We start from the raw sequence: 15,565 nt of genomic DNA on the forward strand, positions 1-15,565 counted from the left end.
ATGAGGGAACCTTGACAAGCTCTTTTCTACATGTCAAAGTGTATTATATCTTTGCTTATATGGAGGGGACAGAATTTGGATATAGACAGTTTGGTACAGCGCATCAATGAATTGGCTCGCAAAGCAAAAGCCGAAGGATTGACGGAAGAGGAAACAACAGAGCGCGCCAACCTTCGGGAAATTTATTTGGATAACATTCGCCGTAATTTCCGGCAGCAACTTGATACGATTGAAATTGTGGACGAAGATACGTCGAAGGGAAATGGTGGGCTGACGCATTAATGTCGCTAAAGCGGCTTAGCCCGCGTAATTTGCTTTTCGTTTTTTTAAGGTATCTATTTTTGGTATCTATATAGATTAGGATTGGTGGCAATTGTTTTAAGCAATATATTTGGGAAGGGAATTGAGAGATGGCCCGGTCATTTGAAAGAAAAGTTCGCAAAAACACAGCGCATTTGAATAAATCGCGCAAAAAACAAGGCATCCAAACCATTAGTGGTGCCGGTTCTGCAATGGATATTTTCCGTGGACGTAATATTACTGTGCCAATCATGCTGGCTGGACTTGCAGTTTTGTACATGCTCATGAGTTATTTTTTGACTAAGACTGGCATGCGGGGAATGGACTGGCTTGTATTCGGTTTGTATTTGATGCTGGCTGTTATCTTTTTCATCCGTCGTCCTTATTTGAAGGTTGGTAAGAGCACGCTATATATGCTGAAGGGTGGCAGAGAGCGTCCAATGACAGCAGAGGATATGAAAGCCATCAAGATTGAAAAGGGTTACGTAACGGTTGAAAGAAAAGGTAAGGGTGGCAATTTTATTTTCACAAAATCACTGGGCCGTTATGATACGGATGCCATTGCAGAGCGGCTTGAGAAGTTTGCCCTATCTAATCAGGTTCAAATAGACAAAAAATAACGACTTCTTTGGTACGAATCGTTTAAATTGTCTGTGGGCTGTAGCCTCTGTAAATAAGGTCGCATGATGTTATTTCATATAACACATCGCGGCCTCTTGCTTAATATGGGCATAACGATTGGAATGCTTGTAGACGCGACAAGGCAGAACAAGCGTACATATAAAGTGGAAAGAGAGTGGATAATTCAGATGACGATTCAGGCGGTAATGTTCGATCTTGATGATACACTTCTGTGGGATGAGCGCAGCGTAGAAGAGGCATTTGACGCGGCGTGCCAGACAGGTTCCCTGGAAGCAGGCGTTGATCCGAAAGCTTTGGAAGAAGCAGTCCGCAAGGAAGCGCGTGCTCTGTATGAGTCTTATGAAACCTTTAGTTTTACTCAATTGATTGGTATTAATCCGTTTGAAGGATTGTGGGCGAATTTTACGGCAGGAGAGCAGCCTGAGTTCCGGCAATTGGAACAGTTGGCCCCTGCTTATCGAAAGGAATCTTGGCGTAGAGGTCTTCAAAAGCTGGGGATTGATAATGAAGAGTTGGCGCAAAAGCTGGCAACCCAATTTGCCTTGGAAAGACGCTCCCGCCCCCATGTTTATGAAGAAACGTTTGAGATTCTGGAGCAGCTAAAAGGGCAGTATAAGCTACTTTTGTTGACAAACGGTTCCCCTGATCTACAACAGGAAAAGCTGGATGGGGTTCCGCAGCTAGCTCCATTTTTTGATCACGTTGTTATTTCAGGTTCGTTTGGTAAAGGAAAGCCTGATCCGTCTATTTTCCAGCATGCTTTGGGACTTCTCGGTATTGAGCCTGAACATGCTTTAATGGTGGGGGATAAGCTGACGACTGATATTCAAGGGGCTCTGACGGCAGGTGTTCACTCCGTGTGGGTGAACCGAAACGCCAAAACCAATACTACAGAAATCAAGCCAAAGTTCGAAATTAAGCATCTGTCCGAATTGGATGGAATTATTCAATCGTTTAAGTAAGTGCTTTTCGGCTCTTATTATAGTAACAAGCCCAAAAAACTCCCTCCGCTCAGGTATCTCAGAGCAGAGGGAGTTGCTTTATCCACATTAGGATGGATTCGTATTATAGTATTATGCCTTAATAAACGATGGATCTTCAAACGGCTCGGCAATCCAGCCATTTTCTTCGATGAACAAACGTACTGCGACGATCTTCTGATTTTCCATTAAGGTGAAGAAGTGAGGAATATTTTCTGGTACCGAAATAACGTCACCCGGCGAAAGCTCAACATTAAAATAACCGATTTCTTCAGGGCCTTTAATGATGAAAATGCCTTTGCCTGCCACAATAGCACGAATTTCATCTTCAGTATGCGTATGAATTTGCTCAAACTTGGCAAGTAGCTCATCCAGATTTGGCGTTGCTTCGGACAAGGTGATAACATCCCATATTTTATACCCGCGACGGGCGGCTAAATCCTTGATTTCGGGTTCAAAAGTGCCTAGAACAGCCGCTTTTTGCTCATCCGTCAGGATAAAGTTTTCTTGCAGCTCCCCGGCCAGCTTGGAAGCATCCCAATGCTCGTACAATACCTCTTGGCTCTCCAAAAATTCACGTACCTTGTCTTCATCGCTAATTCGTACATTCGTATTGCGTATTAGGATTTCAGCCATTGGTTATCCCTCTTTTCCACTTGGTTTAATATTGTATACAGGATACCATGTCTTGAATCGTTGTACAATATAGGTTTGTAACAATTTATACTACAAACTGTAAAAATGAATATCGAGAGTGGCTTTTGTACGGAAGTAGCCGTATAAAACGTATGATTTTACTTCAATCTATCTAAATGATACGGTTTCTGCTAAACTAGGATTTAACGTTTTGCGGGGGTGAAGAGATTTTGGATAAAGTTAGCTTACAGGATGCATTACAACGAAGAATACTCATTCTTGATGGGGCCATGGGCACCATGATCCAGCAAGAGGATCTTTCCCCCGACGATTTTGGTGGGGAAGAGCTGGAGGGCTGCAACGAGATGTTGGTCTTGACCAGACCGGATGTCATTCAAGGGATACATGAAGCATATTTGGAGGCCGGATCAGACCTGATTGAAACGAATACTTTTGGAGCGACATCCGTTGTTTTGGCGGATTACGATATACCAGAGCGTGCCCGTGAGATTAATCTCGTTGCAGCTAGATTGGCGCGTAACGCGGTGGATAAGTACAGCACACCGGACAAGCCTCGTTTTGTTGTAGGAGCCATGGGACCGACGACGAAAACATTATCCGTGACAGGTGGTGTTACGTTTGCGGAGCTGATCGAGAGCTATGAAGAGCAAGCCTTGGCGCTAATTGAAGGCGGCGTGGATGCCCTGCTTTTGGAGACGTCGCAGGATACGCTTAACGTCAAAGCCGGAAGTATTGGAATTCGGCAGGCTTTTGAGAAGACGGGTATGGAGCTTCCCATAATGATTTCGGGAACGATTGAACCGATGGGAACGACGTTGGCAGGGCAAAATATCGAATCCTTCTGCATTTCGCTGGAACACTTGCACCCGGTGTCGATCGGGCTGAATTGTGCTACAGGACCGGAGTTTATGCGGGATCACATTCGCTCTCTCTCCGATATGTCCTCAGCAGCAATTAGCTGTTATCCGAATGCAGGTTTGCCCGATGAAAACGGTCAATATCATGAATCACCTGATTCATTGGCCCGTAAAATGGCCGCTTTCGCCGAAAAAGGCTGGCTGAATATCGCAGGGGGATGCTGTGGTACCACGCCTGAGCATATTCGGGTTATGAGTGAACGTATGGCGCAGTTTGAGCCGCGCCCGCTGGAAGGTCATCACCCACCGGCTGTATCGGGTATTGAGCCTGTCTATATTGAACAGGAAAATCGTCCCTATATGGTTGGTGAACGAACAAATGTTCTCGGCTCCCGCAAATTCAAGCGTTTGATCGTGGAAGGAAAATATGAAGAGGCATCTGAAATTGCCCGCGCTCAGGTAAAGAGCGGAGCGCACGTCATAGATATTTGTGTACAGGACCCGGACCGCGATGAAATGACGGATATGGAAGCCTTTTTGAAGCTGGTCGTGAATAAGGTAAAGGTTCCTCTTGTAATTGATACCACGGATATTCATGTCATTGATACCGCCTTGCAATATTCGCAAGGGAAGGCGATCATTAACTCCATTAATTTGGAGGATGGCGAAGAGAAATTCGAGAAAATGGCACCTCTTATTCATAAATACGGCGCGGCTGTTGTTGTTGGAACCATTGATGAACGTGGTCAGGCTATTTCACGTGAGGATAAGCTTGAGGTGGCAAAACGTTCTTATGATCTGCTGGTGAACCGTTACGGTCTGGCACCCGAGGATCTTATTTTTGATACACTCGTATTTCCCGTGGGAACAGGTGATGAGCAGTACATCGGTTCGGCCAAGGAAACGATTGAGGGGATTCGGATTATTAAAGAGGCACTTCCAGGGGTTCACACCATTCTGGGTATCAGTAACGTGTCCTTTGGCTTACCGGAGGCGGGGCGTGAAGTGCTCAATTCCGTCTATTTGTACGAGTGTACCAAAGCAGGCTTGGACTACGCGATTGTAAATACGGAGAAGCTCGAACGTTATGCTTCGATACCCGAGCATGAACGGAAGCTCGCCGAAGACCTGATTTATAAAACGAACGACGAAACTTTAGCCGCTTTTGTGGCTGCTTTCCGTAATAAGAAAGTGGAGAAAAAGGAGAAGGTGTCCAATCTGTCGCTCGAAGAGCGGCTGGCTTCCTATGTAGTTGAAGGCAGTAAGGAGGGACTGATTCCGGATCTGGAGCAAGCGCTCGCCAAGTATTCTTCGCTGGAGATTATTAATGGGCCGCTGATGAAGGGTATGGAAGAGGTAGGCCGTCTGTTTAACAATAATGAATTGATCGTTGCAGAGGTGCTGCAAAGCGCTGAAGTCATGAAGGCGTCGGTAGCTTACCTGGAGCCGTATATGGAGAAAAATGAATCCTCGGTAAAAGGTAAGATTTTGCTAGCTACGGTCAAAGGCGATGTGCATGACATCGGTAAGAACCTGGTGGAGATTATTCTATCCAACAATGGTTACCATATTGTGAATCTGGGTATAAAAGTACCACCAGAACGCATTATTGAGGCTTACCGTGAAGAAAAGGCCGACGCGATTGGCTTATCCGGTTTGCTTGTTAAATCGGCTCAACAGATGGTGTTGACTGCACAGGATTTGAAAAATGCGAATATTGATATCCCGATTATGGTTGGCGGAGCTGCTTTGACGCGTAAGTTTACCAAAAACCGTATCCGTCCAGAGTATGACGGACTGGTCGTCTATGCGAAGGATGCTATGGATGGTCTGGATATCGCGAACAAGCTGATGAATCCTGAGTCCCGTAAGAAAATGGCAGAGGACATGGAGGCCGAGCGAGAGGCAGAAGCTGCGACGATCGTGGAAACTAAGCAGTTGCCTAAGTTAACCCGGGCGGTTCGCTCTAACATTGCTCAGGATTTACCTGTTTATTTGCCGCCGGATACGGATCGTCACGTACTGCGCAACTATCCGCTCAATTATATTTTGCCTTATGTGAATATGCAGATGCTGATGGGGCATCATCTTGGTTTAAGAGGAAATGTAGAGCAGTTGCTGGCTTCGGGGAATCCGAAAGCGACTCAGTTGAAGGAGACCGTAGACAGCATCATGTTTGAAGCCGTTACAGACGGAATTATTCAGGCACATGCCATGTATCGTTTCTTTCCTGCACAGTCCCAAGGAGATCAGATTTTGGTCTATGATCCAGCGGATACGAGCAAGGTACTGCACACCTTTACGTTTCCACGCCAACAGGTAGAACCTTATCTGTGTCTGGCTGACTTTTTGAAGTCGGTGGAATCCGGAGTTATGGATTATGTAGGTTTCATGGTCGTTACGGCGGGTCATGGTATTCAGCAGCTTTCCACGCAATGGAAAGAAAAAGGTGATTACTTGCGTTCTCATGCGCTTCAGGCAGTTGCTCTGGAAGTGGCAGAGGGGTTGGCCGAGCGGCTTCATCATATTATTAGGGACAGTTGGGGCTTCCCGGACCCTGCCGATATGACAATGAAACAGCGGCATGGTGCCAGATATCAGGGCATACGGGTATCCTTTGGTTATCCGGCTTGTCCTGATCTGGAGGATCAGGGGCCGTTGTTCCAACTGTTGAAACCTGAGGATATTGGCGTTGAACTGACAGAAGGGTTTATGATGGAACCGGAGGCTTCAGTATCAGCCATGGTGTTCAGCCACCCTCAGGCGCAGTATTTTAACGTCGAAAAGGTATAACACCTTTATCAGATGGGATAGCAAAGACCCTCCGAGCTTCGGAGGTTTTTTGCTGGTCAGCAGGAAGAAGGTTAAAGTCATGGAATTTTATTTTCTCGGCACGAATGCAGGTGTGCCAACGATCCAGCGAAACGTGACGTCTATCGCACTCCGTTTGCTGGAGGAACGAAGAAGCATGTGGTTGTTCGATTGCGGCGAAGGAACTCAGCAGGAGGTACTGCGTTCGCCGCTTAAGCTAAGCAGGCTTGAAAAAATATTTATTACCCATTTGCATGGAGACCATCTCTTTGGTCTACCGGGTCTGCTTTCAAGCAGGGCATATCAGGGAGGTACGACACCGTTGACGGTATACGGGCCACCCGGATTAAAGCAGTACATTGAATTATCACTGGGAATCAGCCAATCCCGTATCAACTACCAACTACATATTGTGGAGCATACGGGAGGGCTGTTGTTTGATGACGGGCAGTTCCGTGTGGAGTCGGCTCTGCTGGACCATCGTATTGACAGCTACGGCTATCGTATTGTAGAGATGGATAAGCCTGGCAAGCTCAATCAGGAGTTGCTGGAGCGATACGGAATCAAGCCCGGCCCGGTGTATGGCAAGCTGAAGCGTGGAGAAAGCGTAGAGGTGGAGGGTGGAGTCATTCTTCATCCTGAGGATGTATTGGGTACACCGAAAAAAGGGCGTATCATCACCATTCTTGGTGACACGCGGCCTTGTCCGAATACCGTAGTATTGGCTCAAGATGCAACGGTTGTCGTTCATGAAGCTACTTTTCTGCATGAGTTGGCGGATACGGCGTATGAATATCATCATAGTACAGCACTTCAGGCGGCGGAAGCAGCTAAAGCGGCAGGTGCGGGCCAATTGATCATGACGCATTTTAGTTCCAGATATAAAGATCAGGAGCAGCTTCAGCCGTTGCTGGAGGAAGCACGGAGTATATTCCCCAATTCATTGCTGGCGGAGCAGCATGTGCTGTTACCGGTACCCGATATCGGTTCATAAACGGTAGTTATAAAAGAAAGACGTGTATGGGTGCCGGGGCTTGCTCCGGTGCCTTTGTTTTTCCTGCAAAATTATTTTCCGGGAAAGCGCAGGATGCGACAAGAGATGAGGACGACATATGGGCGGGGTCGAATGAATTTGTACTACCACATATGGAGGCGTGTCATATTCGGTTTTCTATATATCGAATTTTAAGCATTTTTTATTTTGAGCAGGACCAGGAAATACAGGAAATTTCCCTTGTAGAAAAGGCATCTTCGATGGATTTCGACGGAGATGCAAGCTTATTCCCTGGGAAAGCGACGGCTTTTAGCGAGGAATGGCATTATTTTGAACGGTTTATCAGCAATTCATGGACTTCATACGTATTTTTGACTTAAGATAGATAAGATGAAATGGGGAGGCCAACTTATTTTATGACCTGAATGATTAAGGTGATTAAATAAGAGGGTGAACATCATTCATGGGATGAATTATAATTTCAATGTTTATGATGAATTGATTTGAAGTGCGGGAGGGAATTACGATAAAATCGTTACTAATTGATCTGGATGGAACATTGTACCATGGGAACCGAATGATCAAGGGTGCGGATCTGCTCATATCCCAATTGCGCACGAACCAGATACCTTATGCTTATGTTACGAACAATGCTTCACGCACACCTGAGTCGGTGGCGGAGCATTTGGTCGGTATGGGAATTGATGCAGTTAGCGATGAAGTATGTACTTCGGCGCTGGCGGCTGCACAATATGTTGCACAGCAAAGCCCTGGAGCACGTGTATATTGTATTGGTGAAACGGGATTACGTCAGGCGCTTACGGATGCCGGATTGCAGCTTGTGGAGGATCACCCTGATTATGTGGTGCAGGGGATAGATCGCCAATTTACATATGATAAGCTGGTTGCTGCCATGCGCTGGATTCGGGAAGGGGCCATTTTTGTTTTGACGAACCCGGATCTACAATTGCCTTCACAGGATGGACTCACGCCGGGGGCAGGAACGATTGGAGCTGCGATTGAAGCGGCATCACAGGTAAAACCGGTAGTCATTGGCAAGCCTTCAAGTGTGTTAATGAACTATGCACTGGATCGCTTGAACATTAGAGCGGATGAAGCTCTGGTTGTGGGCGATAATATGCTTACCGATATTGCGGCAGGTGCGGCGGCAGGTTGCAAAACAGCTCTCATACTATCGGGTGTTTCGACCCGCATTAACATGGACGAACACATACGTGTCGTTGGAGTAAAGCCTGACCTGATTTTTGACAATCTGGATGAATTGTGGGATTGGCTGCAGGAAGAGTGTAAGTAATAGTAAATATACATTTTAAAATAATCTGCAAGAATCAAAAGTGATTTGCAGCTACGAAAGGAAAGATATTGACATGCCGGAACTTCCTGAGATGGAGAACTATAGAACGCTATTGTCAAAACAAATTTTGGACATTCCGATTACCGGAGTGACGGTTAACCGTGTGAAATCTATTAATACCGAAGTGGAAACGTTTGAAAAGCAATTGCTGGGAACAACCGTTGTATATATGGAGCGTCGAGGCAAGCACTTGATTTTTCATCTGAACACGGGCGGGCGGCTTGTGCTGCATCTGATGCTGGGAGGACTGCTGTACCTGGGAACGGAGGAGCAGCGTCCTGATCGCACGGTTCAGATTGAACTGGATTTCAGTGGAGTAAAGCTTTATTTTATCGGGCTGCGCTTGGGTTACCTGCACCTGCTGACGGCTAAAGAAACAGAAGAGGCGATGTCTGAACTCGGACCTGACCCGCTGGATCGTCGTATGACACTGGAAAAGTTCACTGCACGTTTGAAGGGACGTCGGGGTATTTTGAAAACAACGCTGGTAAACCAGCATGTTTTTTCCGGTATCGGGAATTGTTATTCAGACGAAATTGCTTATATCGCTGGATTTACACCAGGTTCCAAAGTACAAAACATTGTACAGTCGCCAGAAAAAGTGGAAAAGCTGTATCATGCTACGCAATCCGTGCTTCGTGAAGCTACTGCGGAAGGCGGTTATATGGAATCGCCTTTGATGGAGGGGGATACACTAACGGGCGGTTTTGACCATCAGTGCCGCGTGTATGACCGTGAAGGAGAAGAATCGCCAAGTGGCGGGAAAATTGTACGGGTGGAGCTGGCGGGAAAAAAAGCCTTTTATTGCCCGGTACAGCAGCATGATGCCTAAATTGCTGATCGGTTCTCATGTTAGTACGCGTGGCGGTTTTTCCAAAGCCGCTGCGCGTGCACGAGAGCAGGGAGGGCGTTCTTTTCAATATTTTCCGAAAAACCCGCGTAGTCTCAGGTTAAAGGAATGGAATGAGGCTGATGCAGCCACTTGCAAAGCTTACTGTGTAAAGCACGAACTCCAATCTATTGCCCACTCGCCATATCCCGTTAATCCAGCCCACGGACGCGAACGCAGTCAGGAGCTTTATGAGCTGACAGTTGCTTCGTTGCGGAATGATCTGGATATTGCTGAAGCCTGTGGCTCCAAGGGGATTGTCGTTCATTTTGGCCACACTCATACGTCTGATCCGCTGGAGGGCTACCGGAATATCATTGGTTGCCTTGATGATGTGCTGGAAGGATGGAAAGGAAATGCTAAAATATTGATTGAAAATCAGGCGGGGGATCACGGTTTGATGGGAACGACGCTGGAGGAATTGGTGCAAGTTCGCCAGTTGTGTCAATACCCTGACAGCATCGGCTTTTGTCTGGATACCTGTCATGCCTATGCAGCAGGATTGTGGAACGGTGGAAATGATGAGGCGTTGATCGAAAAAGGGGATCGTCTTGGCTATTGGCCAGCCCTGTGCGGAGTTCATCTGAACGATTCCAAGTACCCGTATGGGTCAAGAAAAGACAGACATGCGCGTGTTGCGCAGGGATGTATTGGTCTGGAGGGCATGCGTTGGATGACGGAACAGGAGCCAGTAAGGGGCATTCCAGTCGTTTTGGAAAGTGAAACGGGACCTGATGGGACCCATCGCGAAGATATTCAATTAATCCTAAGCTGGCAGTAATACAGTTTGGCGGATGTTCTTCATCTTTAAGGCTTAGGAAGCTTGCATCCTTGGGAAAAAGGAGGAGACGTTAATGCATTTGTTTATGGACGATTATCGGCCTTGTCCTCCGGGCTTTAAGCTGGCAAGGGATGCGGAGGAGTGTTTGTTATTGCTTCATGAATACCCGATTTCGGTGTTATCGCTGGATTATGATTTGGGGCCGGGCCAGCCAACGGGGAAAGATGTGGCTGCTGCCATTGCAGGGAAGCAGTTGTATCCGCGTGAAATTTATTTGCATTCCTCCAGTGCCGAGGGCAGACGCGCCATGTATGAGCTGCTGTATGCCAACAAGCCGGAAGGAGTCACCGTGTATAACGGCCCGGTACCAGAGAAACGTATGCGTGAGATCAGAAAAGAGTTGGAACGATGAAGGAACTGGGACAAAAGGAGGTACGTCGTGCCATATGGGAGGGATGCAAGCTGGCTTTGTTTGTGTACACTCCCATGTGCGGAACCTGCGCGGCGACCCGGCGGATGCTGGAGGTGGCAGAGCATTTGCTCCCCGAAGGAGTCGTAGTGCAGAGCAACATTAACTATATTCCCGAACTGGTACAGGAGTACCGAATTTCCAGTGTCCCTGCGCTGCTTTTATATAACGGTGAGAACGAAGTTCCTGAGATTATCTACAAAATGGAATCTGTGGAATACTTGCTGAGCAGGATAAGGAGCGTGGTGGAATGATATCCATGAAGAACATCACATTGCAGCGGGAAGAAAGCCGAATATTGGACGATGTGAATCTTGAAATACGGGAAAATGAGCATTGGGCCATTCTGGGGCGAAACGGCTCTGGTAAAACGACATTGCTGGAAATGATGACAGGCTATATGTTTCCAAGTCGCGGAACGGTCAAAGTGCTTGGGCAAACATATGGTCAATGTGACGTACGGGAAGTACGCAAGCAGATTGGATATATCAGCCAGACGTTGCTGGAAAAATTGGCTTTAAAAGATCCGGTATGGGAAGTAGTTGCTACTGGAGCGTATGCTTTTTTGCGTTTTTATCAGGAGATTCCGACAGAGACAAAGGAAGAAGCCGTATCTCTGCTGGAGGGGATGAATTTAGGTGCGCTGATGAATCATCCGTTGGGTACTTTATCTCAGGGAGAACGCAAAAAGGTAATGCTCGCCCGTTCGTTGATGGCGGAGCCTCGTTTACTGATTATGGATGAGCCTTGCGCCGGGCTGGATCTATTTGAGCGGGAAAAAATGCTGGTTGAAATTGATCGGCTTCGCAAAAGGGATTTGTCAGTGGTCTATGTAACCCACCATATTGAGGAGATTGTTCCCCTCTTTACCCATGTGGCACTTATCCGTGATGGCAAGGTGGCAGCAGCCGGACCGAAAAAAGAGGTTTTAACGAAAGAATTGATTATGCATACCTATGAAGTTCCAGTTGAGCTGGATTGGGATGGAGACCGTCCCTGGATTCGGGTGTGCACTGGAGGGTAACGTTATTTTGGAGGAAATATATATAAGTACAGATGAACAGGGTGGAACCGCTTTGTCATCATCAAGATTTGTTTGCACGGCTAACCATGGGTTTGCACCTTATGCCCAGGAGGAGCTTAGAAGAATGTTTGGCTCGGTGAAAAGCACAATACTTTTACCTGGTGAAATTTTTCTGGTTACATTACCTGCGGATGCAAGTGAGGCTGTGGGAACGATTACGGGTCAGCCGCCAATGTTTTTGCGTCACTTATTTCCTGTGCATTTTCAGGAGGAAGGAACGAACTTGGCTCAGGTGCTGGAACGTTTGGTTTCTTTTATCCGTAACCGCCGAGAACTGATAGATCAGCGCGTTTCTTTGCAGGTGCGCAAAGGAGCTGACAGTAGTTGGGCTGAAAGCGCAGGTGCGCTCAAGCAGGCTTTGAGTGAGCAATTAAGTGATCTTCCTATGGAGCTTACGGTGCAGGGAGCAGAGGTTATTGTGTCCGTTTTTGCGGATATGGATACATGGTATGCAGGTGTGTCGTATCCTCAGGATAATCTATCGGATTGGAGCGGAGGAGCAGTTCGTTTTCAAAAAGAGGACGGGCAAATCTCTCGTGCCAAATTCAAGCTGCTGGAAGCAGAAGCGACGTTTGGCATTGATTTTAGCGCTTTTCATCAAGGACTGGATATCGGGGCGGCACCGGGCGGATGGACTTCCTTTTTGCTGGAGCGTGGACTCAAAGTAACGGCGGTTGATCCGGCAAAGATGGAGCCTTCGTTGATGAAGTATGCCAATCTGACTTTTTTGCGTAAAAATGCGAGTGAGATCAAATTCAAAGAAAATACATTTGATCTGCTGGTCTGTGATATGAGTTGGAGTCCAAAGCAGATGGCAAGGCTTGTCACTGATTTGCTGTATAGTTTACGCAGCGGCGGTACTGCCATCGTAACGGTCAAGCTAATGCATAAAAAGCCTTTGGCGCTTATTCATGATGTGATCGCTTCGTTCGAGCAGTCCGGCATGCAGATCCAGCGGGCCAAGCAGCTATTCCATAACCGGGATGAGATTACATTGTATATGATCAAGTATGGAAAATAATGCTTTACAATCGGTATAGGTGTGCTATATAATAAATCCAAATTGTTCCTTAAAAATACAATAACCACGTTTAAATAAAGGGAAAGCATCCCGCGAACATCGTTTTCATGGTGACATGAAGATTGTGTTTTTGCGGTAGGCTTTCCCTTTTTTGCGTTGTTTGCTTATAGAAAGGAGGCAAGAGAGATGAAAAAACAATCGCATTTGGAATACGGTTCGGTTGTGGGTGAGCGTTACCGGATTGTCCGCACGTTGGGTACGGGAGGGATGAGTAGCGTGTTTATGGCAGAGGATCTGAAGCTGCCAGGTAAGCAATGGGCTGTGAAGGAGTCCGTTGCCAACCCGCAAATGATGAAGATTGTACGCGCGGAGGCTGAGATGCTGATTTCGCTGAGTCACCCACGATTACCGAGAATTGTTGACTTCTTCGAGCATCCGCCATCCGGGGCGGTATATCTGGTTATGGACTATATTGATGGAATTACGCTGGAAGCGTACATGAAGGGTTACCAAGGCCATATTCCGCAGGAGCAAATTGTTCCATTAGCTTTGCAGTTGCTGGATGTGCTGGATTACTTGCACACTCGCCAGTCCCCTGTCATCTACCGGGATCTGAAACCAACGAATATTATGCTGACACCGGAAATGGAATTTAAGCTGATTGATTTTGGCATAGCGCGGAGCTATAAGGCTGAGATGAATCAGGACACGGTAAAGCTGGGCACAGTGGGCTTCGCAGCCCCGGAGCAATATGGAGCAGGCCAAACGGATGCCCGTTCGGACTTGTACAGTTTGGGAGCGTTGTTGTTGTATCTCTGTACAGGTGGCAAATATAGCGAGTGGACGGCCGGAATAGAAGGATATATTCGTGGAGAATTACCTCGTCATTTGATCCCGGTGATTCGTAAGCTGCTACGTCATCATCCAGGGGAGCGATTTCAGTCTGCCGGAGAGGTGATTGGGGAGCTTCGACGCAGTGCAGATTTTCAGCCTGCTCAACAAGGAGTGTCCGTTGGCGATGCTTCTATCGAATACGGAGGTACAAGGGTTGTAGCTGTACTGGGCGTGTCTTCTGGTTCCGGTGCAACGCACACAGCGATTGCGGTGAGCCACTATCTGGCCCGAAGGTCCCGTTCAGTGGCATTGGTCGAACTGCATAGTACAGCCAAAGCATTTGCCCGGCTTCAAGAAGTGGTAGACGGAGTACCCGTTGGGCGAGCGAGTTCAAGCCGACGCTTTGAGGTAGACGGAGTACACTATTGGCGCCAAACATCCCGTGCCGATGTCATTGCGTTGCTGGGGGGCTCTTACCAATTTATTGTGCTGGATTTGGGGAGCGGGCAGGATAATGAGCGCTTGGAAGAATTTTTGAGAGCCGATTACCCGTTAGTGGTCGGTTCTGGAGCTGAGTGGAGAATTCAAGATATAGCAGGACTGGCTCGTTCTCTCCAGCGCCATCCGCAGCATAAATGGAATTACTGTTTGCCGCTGGCAGCAACGGAGGCTATACGCAGGCTGCGTAAGGAATTGGATCACGACAAAGTGTTTGCTTTACCATTCCATTCCGATCCATTTGAGCAAGAGGACGAGATGGATCAAGTGCTGGATGAACTGTTTCGTGGGGCCATTCCCGATACGCGAAAGAAACGTTTTGGATTCCTCAAACGCAGTCAGCGCTAGATAAAAGGTATATATCAAAAAGGCAGGGGAGAAGTTGTGTGTCCAAGCTAAGAAAAAGCAGTAAGCAAAAGCTTTACGCCGGTTTTATTGGTGCGGGTATTGTTGGCGTTGTCTTCGCGAGCTACCTTATAATTAACACCCATAAATTGAATGATGTCAGGAAGCAGGCCGAAGCAGAGGCAGCACAAAAATGGAAAGGCTATGAGCAAGAACAACGAACGGCGAAAAAAGGATGGGTTGTCGTTCGTGACATTTCTCCGGGTGAGCAGATTACACCTAGTGATTTGAAGGGAATTACGGTTCCTGGCTCTCAGGCTCCAGCCAATTTGGTTGCGGGTAAAAATGAAGCTTCCGGCAGCACGGCTAAAATTGAGCTAAAAAAAGGGTCCGTGCTTACATCAGCTATGATTACTGCCGAAGAACCTACATCTAAAGACTTACGTAATCGGGAACTGAAGGTGGTGGTCCTCCCAAACAGCCTCAAAGCCGGAGACGAAGTAGATATTCGTATTCAATTTCCAACGGGTCAGGATTATATTCTGCTAGCCAAAAAGAAAATTTCCAAGCTGGAAGGTCCGGTCATCTGGGTTACGTTGAATGAGCAGGAGATATTATCGCTTTCGAGTGGGATTGTTGACGCCTATCTGCATAAAGCATCGATCTATGCATTAACGTATGTCGATCCGCAATTCCAGCCGAAGGCGATTCCAACCTATCCACCCAATTCGAAGGTGATAGAGTTAATGAATAGTGATCCTAATTTGATCCGCGTTGCTGAACAAAAGCTGTCCAAGCAGTTGCGTGGCTCTCTTGAAAATGCACTTAGTGCGTCAAACAATGTTATATCGACACCTATAGAAAGGAGCCTGAGTGAGGAAGTTGCGGCACAGCATGCGGGAGTGAATTCAGGTGGAGCTTTGAATGAGAACACAGGTACAGGGGACGGATATGAAAACGGACAGGATGCCAAAGAACAATCAGACATCTTGACGCAGGGCGGAAGCTCTGATCCATATGGTAAATAA

At 47.2% G+C, this 15,565-nt stretch carries 15 protein-coding genes; 14 read left to right on the forward strand and 1 reads right to left on the reverse strand.

Annotated elements, in window-relative coordinates; genetic code table 11:
- Window positions 1-75 precede the first annotated feature (75 nt).
- The 3 genes from ACQ4MX_RS27500 (at window position 76) to ACQ4MX_RS27510 (ending at window position 1,904) form a co-directional block, all read left to right on the forward strand.
- Window positions 76-282, forward strand: a complete 207-nt coding sequence (locus tag ACQ4MX_RS27500; RefSeq protein ID WP_044648282.1) for a DUF896 domain-containing protein — start codon at window positions 76-78, stop codon at window positions 280-282.
- Window positions 283-410: 128 nt separating this feature from the next.
- The gene (locus ACQ4MX_RS27505; RefSeq protein ID WP_025685282.1) at window positions 411-920 is read left to right on the forward strand and encodes a hypothetical protein; all 510 of its coding nucleotides are present in this window, start codon (window positions 411-413) and stop codon (window positions 918-920) included.
- A gap of 189 nt (window positions 921-1,109) precedes the next feature.
- The gene (locus ACQ4MX_RS27510; protein ID WP_431088430.1) at window positions 1,110-1,904 is read left to right on the forward strand and encodes an HAD family hydrolase; all 795 of its coding nucleotides are present in this window, start codon (window positions 1,110-1,112) and stop codon (window positions 1,902-1,904) included.
- A gap of 111 nt (window positions 1,905-2,015) precedes the next feature.
- Here ACQ4MX_RS27510 and ACQ4MX_RS27515 read toward each other — a convergent pair whose 3' ends face one another.
- Window positions 2,016-2,558 carry a 1,2-dihydroxy-3-keto-5-methylthiopentene dioxygenase gene (locus ACQ4MX_RS27515; RefSeq protein WP_431088431.1) on the reverse strand — a complete coding sequence of 181 codons (543 nt, stop codon included), beginning with the start codon at window positions 2,556-2,558 and terminating at the stop codon, window positions 2,016-2,018.
- Window positions 2,559-2,788: 230 nt separating this feature from the next.
- Between ACQ4MX_RS27515 and metH the strand changes: the two genes are divergently transcribed.
- From metH to ACQ4MX_RS27570, 11 genes are all read left to right on the forward strand, one after another.
- Window positions 2,789-6,229 (forward strand): methionine synthase, encoded by a 3,441-nt coding sequence (gene metH / locus ACQ4MX_RS27520; RefSeq protein ID WP_431088433.1) that lies wholly within the window; start codon window positions 2,789-2,791, stop codon window positions 6,227-6,229.
- A 79-nt stretch (window positions 6,230-6,308) separates the two neighbouring features.
- On the forward strand, window positions 6,309-7,241 hold the full coding sequence (gene rnz / locus ACQ4MX_RS27525) for a ribonuclease Z (protein WP_192511155.1): 933 nt from the start codon (window positions 6,309-6,311) through the stop codon (window positions 7,239-7,241).
- A gap of 508 nt (window positions 7,242-7,749) precedes the next feature.
- The gene (locus ACQ4MX_RS27530) at window positions 7,750-8,556 is read left to right on the forward strand and encodes a TIGR01457 family HAD-type hydrolase (protein WP_192511154.1); all 807 of its coding nucleotides are present in this window, start codon (window positions 7,750-7,752) and stop codon (window positions 8,554-8,556) included.
- Between the two features lie 73 nt (window positions 8,557-8,629).
- Complete coding sequence (locus ACQ4MX_RS27535; protein ID WP_431088435.1) at window positions 8,630-9,448, forward strand: Fpg/Nei family DNA glycosylase; 819 nt, start codon at window positions 8,630-8,632, stop codon at window positions 9,446-9,448.
- A complete protein-coding gene (locus ACQ4MX_RS27540; RefSeq protein WP_431091427.1) occupies window positions 9,438-10,286 on the forward strand; it encodes a deoxyribonuclease IV in 849 nt (282 codons plus the stop codon). The genes ACQ4MX_RS27535 and ACQ4MX_RS27540 overlap by 11 nt, the downstream gene beginning before the upstream one ends.
- A gap of 73 nt (window positions 10,287-10,359) precedes the next feature.
- Entirely contained in the window at window positions 10,360-10,698 is a 339-nt protein-coding gene (locus ACQ4MX_RS27545; protein ID WP_431088437.1) for a cyclic-phosphate processing receiver domain-containing protein, read from the forward strand.
- Entirely contained in the window at window positions 10,695-11,009 is a 315-nt protein-coding gene (locus ACQ4MX_RS27550; protein WP_431088438.1) for a thioredoxin family protein, read from the forward strand. The genes ACQ4MX_RS27545 and ACQ4MX_RS27550 overlap by 4 nt, the downstream gene beginning before the upstream one ends.
- Entirely contained in the window at window positions 11,006-11,779 is a 774-nt protein-coding gene (locus tag ACQ4MX_RS27555; RefSeq protein ID WP_431088440.1) for an ABC transporter ATP-binding protein, read from the forward strand. The genes ACQ4MX_RS27550 and ACQ4MX_RS27555 overlap by 4 nt, the downstream gene beginning before the upstream one ends.
- A 22-nt stretch (window positions 11,780-11,801) precedes the next feature.
- Window positions 11,802-12,860 (forward strand): SAM-dependent methyltransferase, encoded by a 1,059-nt coding sequence (locus tag ACQ4MX_RS27560; RefSeq protein ID WP_431091428.1) that lies wholly within the window; start codon window positions 11,802-11,804, stop codon window positions 12,858-12,860.
- Between the two features lie 186 nt (window positions 12,861-13,046).
- Complete coding sequence (locus ACQ4MX_RS27565; protein WP_431088442.1) at window positions 13,047-14,540, forward strand: serine/threonine protein kinase; 1,494 nt, start codon at window positions 13,047-13,049, stop codon at window positions 14,538-14,540.
- A gap of 38 nt (window positions 14,541-14,578) precedes the next feature.
- Entirely contained in the window at window positions 14,579-15,565 is a 987-nt protein-coding gene (locus tag ACQ4MX_RS27570; RefSeq protein ID WP_431088443.1) for an SAF domain-containing protein, read from the forward strand.

The sequence above is a fragment of the Paenibacillus sp. 8b26 genome (assembly GCF_050626875.1).
Taxonomy (GTDB): domain Bacteria; phylum Bacillota; class Bacilli; order Paenibacillales; family Paenibacillaceae; genus Paenibacillus.

Excerpts from the sequence above, each read along its gene's own strand:
- ACQ4MX_RS27505 (WP_025685282.1), top strand. The coding sequence starts at position 411 with ATGGCCCGGTCATTTGAAAGAAAAGTTCGCAAAAACACAGCGCATTTG.
- ACQ4MX_RS27510 (WP_431088430.1), top strand. The coding sequence starts at position 1,110 with ATGACGATTCAGGCGGTAATGTTCGATCTTGATGATACACTTCTGTGG.
- ACQ4MX_RS27515 (WP_431088431.1), bottom strand. The coding sequence starts at position 2,558 with ATGGCTGAAATCCTAATACGCAATACGAATGTACGAATTAGCGATGAA.
- rnz (WP_192511155.1), top strand. The coding sequence starts at position 6,309 with ATGGAATTTTATTTTCTCGGCACGAATGCAGGTGTGCCAACGATCCAG.
- ACQ4MX_RS27535 (WP_431088435.1), top strand. The coding sequence starts at position 8,630 with ATGCCGGAACTTCCTGAGATGGAGAACTATAGAACGCTATTGTCAAAA.
- ACQ4MX_RS27540 (WP_431091427.1), top strand. The coding sequence starts at position 9,438 with ATGATGCCTAAATTGCTGATCGGTTCTCATGTTAGTACGCGTGGCGGT.
- ACQ4MX_RS27545 (WP_431088437.1), top strand. The coding sequence starts at position 10,360 with ATGCATTTGTTTATGGACGATTATCGGCCTTGTCCTCCGGGCTTTAAG.
- ACQ4MX_RS27550 (WP_431088438.1), top strand. The coding sequence starts at position 10,695 with ATGAAGGAACTGGGACAAAAGGAGGTACGTCGTGCCATATGGGAGGGA.
- ACQ4MX_RS27555 (WP_431088440.1), top strand. The coding sequence starts at position 11,006 with ATGATATCCATGAAGAACATCACATTGCAGCGGGAAGAAAGCCGAATA.
- ACQ4MX_RS27565 (WP_431088442.1), top strand. The coding sequence starts at position 13,047 with ATGAAAAAACAATCGCATTTGGAATACGGTTCGGTTGTGGGTGAGCGT.